Genomic DNA, 4,244 nt, shown 5'->3' with positions numbered 1-4,244 from the left:
CCACGCGTGCAAAGCGCGATGGTGCGCACGGTTTCCCTGCCCACCTATGCCGCAGCCGAAGAGATTGCTCTGGAAACCACGGATGGCCGCATCATCATCCGCGAAGATGTGCTTTGGGCGGACAGGCCGGACCGGGCGGTCACCTTGATCCTGACCCGCACACTCGGGGATATTCTGAACACCGATGTCGGTCCGGACCCTTGGCCATTCATCGGTTTGCCGGACGTGTCGGTGGATATCCGGGTTGAGCGGATGCTGGGCAGTCTTGACGGCACTTTCAAGTTGAACGGTCAGTTCTTCATCGCCAGCGAAGCCGTGCCTTTCCGCGACAGCAGCCATACCTTCGAAATCACCGAGCAGATGGCAGATGCAATGGTGGGCAGCATTGCCGCTGCGCAATCCGCAGCACTGCTCAAACTGGCCGAACAGATCGCCGCGACCCTAGGACGCTAACCTCGCCCGTGCCCCATCGCGCTTGGACGAGCGGAGACAGGCATCGACGAATTGCATGCCTTTGAGACCGTCCTCAATGGTTGAGTAAAGCACATCTGCGGGTACGTCGCCGCCCGCGTGGTGCGCGCCGGATCAATCCTTGAAAACGGGGGCGGCACTGTCGCCCGTGGCTTGACGCATCTTCTTGTTGGCGCGGATGAAAGCCGCGATAAAGACCGTTGTCAGAACAAGAATGACCGTCGGCGCAGGGGCGCTGTCGATGAAGAAACTCAGGTAGACACCGGCAAAGCCGGAAACCAGCGTGACGCCCACCGCAATCGGCAGCATCAGGGCAAAACGCTTGGTCAGAAGAAAAGCGATCGCCCCCGGTGCGATCAGAAGGCCTATGGCCAGGATAATCCCCACCGCAGCCAGTGTCGCCACAATCGTCAGCGAAATCAGCGCGAGCAACCCATAGTGCAACCAACCCACACGCAACCCGACGGCCTGTGCCTGCACCGGATCAAACGCATGCAGCATGAACTCACGTTGCTTTGCCAGAATGATGACGGCAACCAGAACAGAAATACCACCAGCGGTCAAAAGGTCTTGAGACCCTACACCCAGCATATTGCCGAAGAGGATGTGATCGAGGTGCACATCGGTCGTGATTTTGGTGTAAAGCACCAGTCCGAACCCGAACATCCCAGAAAATACGATCCCCATGACCGTATCCTGCTTGACCCGGCTATTCGCCGATAAAAACCCCGTGCTCAGCGCACAGAACATACCCGCTACAAAGGCACCGATGATGAGCGGGATGTTCAGCAGAAATGCAATGACGATCCCCGGCAGAACAGCATGGCTGATCGCATCCCCCATGAGAGACCAGCCTTTCAGGACCAGAAAGCAGGACAACAGGCTGGTCGGCACCGCTATGATCGCCATCATCAGGAACGCGTTGTTCATAAAGGCGAACTGGAACGGGAATAGGAGCGTGTCCATCAGTGAGCCTCCAACGCTGCGGCGGCCTTGCGGCGGGCCGCCAGATAGCCGTGCTTGGGGGCGAAGAAGAAGGCCGCAAGAAAGATCAGCGTTTGCAGGGTCACGATGATTCCGCCAGTCGCGCCATCTGCGAAATAGCTCAGGTAGGCGCCGATAAAACTGGTGCCCGCGCCAATAGCGACGCTCAGCATCAGCAGCCTGGGGAACCGGTCGGTCAGCAGAAAGGCCGTCGCTCCGGGTGTGACGACCATGGCGATCACCAGAAATGCCCCGACGGTCTGCAGGGCCGCAACGCAGGATGCCGACAACAGCGTAAAGAAGATGATCCGCAGGATATCTGGCCGCAACCCGATGGATCGCGCATGGTTTTCGTCAAAGAAAGTCACCATCAGGTCTTTCCACTTGGCCAGCAGAACAGCCAAGGTCACAAACCCGATGATCGCAAGTTGCAGCGTGTCAGACGGGGTGATGGCCAGAATATTGCCCATGGTAATCGTCTGGATGCTGACGGATGTGGGCGACAGGGACACCATGAACAGGCCCAGCCCGAAGAAGGATGTAAAGATCAGGCCGATGATCGTATCTTCCTTCAAACCGGACCGCTGGTTGAGAAAAAGCATCGCACCCGCCGCAAGCCCCCCCGCAGCAAAAGCCCCCAGCGCAAAAGGCACTCCCAGCATATAGGCGCCCGCCACACCCGGCACGATGGAATGGCTCAGCGCGTCACCGATCAGCGACCACCCCTTGAGCATCAGATAGGCCGACAGGAACGCGCAGACACCGCCCACCAAAGCACTGACCCACATGGCGTTGAACATGTAGGCATAGCTGAATGGTTCCAGCAGCCAGCCCATCAAAGCGGCTCTTTGTTTTTGCGTTTGGCATCTTCACCGTAGACCACAAAGGGCCGTTCATCATCGGTGATCACGCGGATCTGGCGGCTGTCGTCGTCTTCGTGCAGATCGGATCCGCCCAGCACGAAGTGGCGCAATACACCGCCAAAGGCGCGTTCAAGGTTCTCGCGGGTGAAGGTCTCTTTGGTAAGCCCGTAAGCCAGCACGGTGCCTTTCACCAAAATGGTGCGATCACAGAATTCCGGGACTGAGCCAAGATTGTGGGTGGAGACAAGGATCACCCGCCCCTCGTCGCGCAGGTCGCGCAGCAGTCCGACAATGGCTTCCTCGGTACGTACATCGACGCCGGTAAAGGGTTCGTCCAGCAGGATGACCTGCCCCTCTTGCGCCAAGGCGCGCGCAAGAAAAACGCGCTTGCGTTGACCGCCGGACAATTCACCGATCTGCCGCTCGCGGAACTCGGACATGTTCACACGGGCCAGCGCGTCCGTGACGGCCGCGTGGTCGGCTTGTTTGGGACGACGGAAGAACCCCATGTGACCATAGCGCCCCATCATCACCACATCTTCGACCAGCACGGGAAAGGTCCAGTCGACCTCTTCGGATTGCGGAACATAGGCTACGATATTTTGGCGCAGTGCTTCACGGACCGGCATACCAAGCACCGAGATTTCACCTTTTGCGGTGGGCACAAATCCCATGATCGCCTTGAAAAGCGTGGATTTCCCGGCACCGTTCACCCCGACAAGCCCCGTTATCGTCCCAGTCGGGATTTCAAAGCTCGCATTGCGAAGGGCTGTCTGACCGTTGCGATAGGTCACTGTCACATCACGCGAAATGATGCCGGTGGTCTGTGTCATTCGGTCAGCCCTGCGACAATCGTTTCAACCGTCACGCGCAGCAGATCAAGGTATGTCGGCACGGGGCCGTCCGCCTCTGTCAGACTGTCGACGTAAAGCATCCCGGCGTATCGCGCACCGGTTTCACGGGCGACCTGTTGGGCGGGGGCCTGGCTGACCGTGCTTTCGCAGAAGACCGCAGGAATGTCATTTTCGCGCACCGTATCAATGACGCGGCGCACCTGCTGCGGAGTGCCTTGGCTGTCGGCGTTGATGGGCCACAGGTAAAGTTCCTGCATCTGGAAATCCCGGGCCAGATAGCTGAATGCCCCTTCGCAAGTGACCAACCAGCGCTGCGCGGCGGGCATCGCGAGGATCTGTTCGCGCAAAGGTGCGATCGTCGCGGTGATTTCGGCCTTATAGGCTTCCGCATTCGCGCGATAGGTTTCGGCGTTGTCGGGGTCATGCGCAACAAAGGCATCGCGGATGTTGTCGACATAGATCAGCGCACTTTGCATACTCATCCATGCGTGCGGGTTCGGCTTGCCGTCATATTCGCCTGACGAAATGCTCATCGGCTCGATGCCATCGCTGATCGTCGCGCTTGGCACATCGGACACGTTCCGGAAGAACTGCTCGAACCACAATTCGAGGTTAAGCCCGTTCCATAAAATCAGGTCAGCATCCTGTGCGCGAATGATATCGCGGGGCGTCGGTTGATAGCCGTGTATCTCTGCCCCGGCCTTGGTGATGCTTTCGACGATGGCGGCGTCACCTGCCACATTCTGCGCCATATCGGCAATGACCGTAAAGGTGGTGACAGCCTTGAACCGGTCCTCCTCCGCCATTGCGGCAGTCGAGAGGGCAGCAAAGCAAGCAACGGAGAACAGGCGTGTGATCATCTTCATTCAAGTGTTCCTTCATAAGCGCAGTGTCAATTCAAAAGATGCTTATGCGACTTATTCGCAATTGTAAATCTAAATGAGAACTATTCGCAACTTCTCACATAGCTTTGATATTTTTCAGGCTTTGCGCATCAATTCGGCAGGCGCAATTGCGCCGATGCTCTCCTCATGCTGCTCGGGCTTGCGCAACACAAGGCGCAGGAGTGGCG

Annotated in this window: 5 protein-coding genes; 1 reads left to right on the top strand and 4 read right to left on the bottom strand. The window is 58.0% G+C overall.

The genetic code is table 11. The features are described 5' to 3' along the window. Window positions 1-453: membrane integrity-associated transporter subunit PqiC (locus R6T97_RS14785; protein ID WP_410350053.1), on the top strand; the 453-nt coding region annotated here is incomplete at its 5' end. Between the two features lie 132 nt (window positions 454-585). Here R6T97_RS14785 and R6T97_RS14780 read toward each other — a convergent pair. Genes R6T97_RS14780 through R6T97_RS14765 form a run of 4 tightly spaced genes read right to left on the bottom strand, consistent with a single transcriptional unit; the run spans window position 586 to window position 4,032 of the window. Then, window positions 586-1,437, bottom strand: coding sequence for a metal ABC transporter permease (locus R6T97_RS14780; RefSeq protein ID WP_410350052.1), 852 nt, complete (start codon window positions 1,435-1,437; stop codon window positions 586-588). Further along, window positions 1,437-2,291, bottom strand: coding sequence for a metal ABC transporter permease (locus R6T97_RS14775; protein WP_410350051.1), 855 nt, complete (start codon window positions 2,289-2,291; stop codon window positions 1,437-1,439). The genes R6T97_RS14780 and R6T97_RS14775 overlap by 1 nt, the downstream gene beginning before the upstream one ends. After that, window positions 2,291-3,151: a manganese/iron ABC transporter ATP-binding protein gene (locus tag R6T97_RS14770; protein WP_410350050.1), complete on the bottom strand. Its 861-nt coding sequence runs from the start codon at window positions 3,149-3,151 to the stop codon at window positions 2,291-2,293. The genes R6T97_RS14775 and R6T97_RS14770 overlap by 1 nt, the downstream gene beginning before the upstream one ends. Continuing rightward, window positions 3,148-4,032, bottom strand: coding sequence for a metal ABC transporter substrate-binding protein (locus R6T97_RS14765; RefSeq protein ID WP_410350054.1), 885 nt, complete (start codon window positions 4,030-4,032; stop codon window positions 3,148-3,150). The genes R6T97_RS14770 and R6T97_RS14765 overlap by 4 nt, the downstream gene beginning before the upstream one ends. Window positions 4,033-4,244 lie beyond the last annotated feature (212 nt).

This window comes from Yoonia sp., from assembly GCF_046498525.1.
In the GTDB taxonomy this organism is placed as follows: domain Bacteria; phylum Pseudomonadota; class Alphaproteobacteria; order Rhodobacterales; family Rhodobacteraceae; genus Yoonia.
The sequence above is the reverse complement of the archived record's forward strand: the minus strand, read 5'-3'. Positions and strand labels throughout refer to the sequence as shown.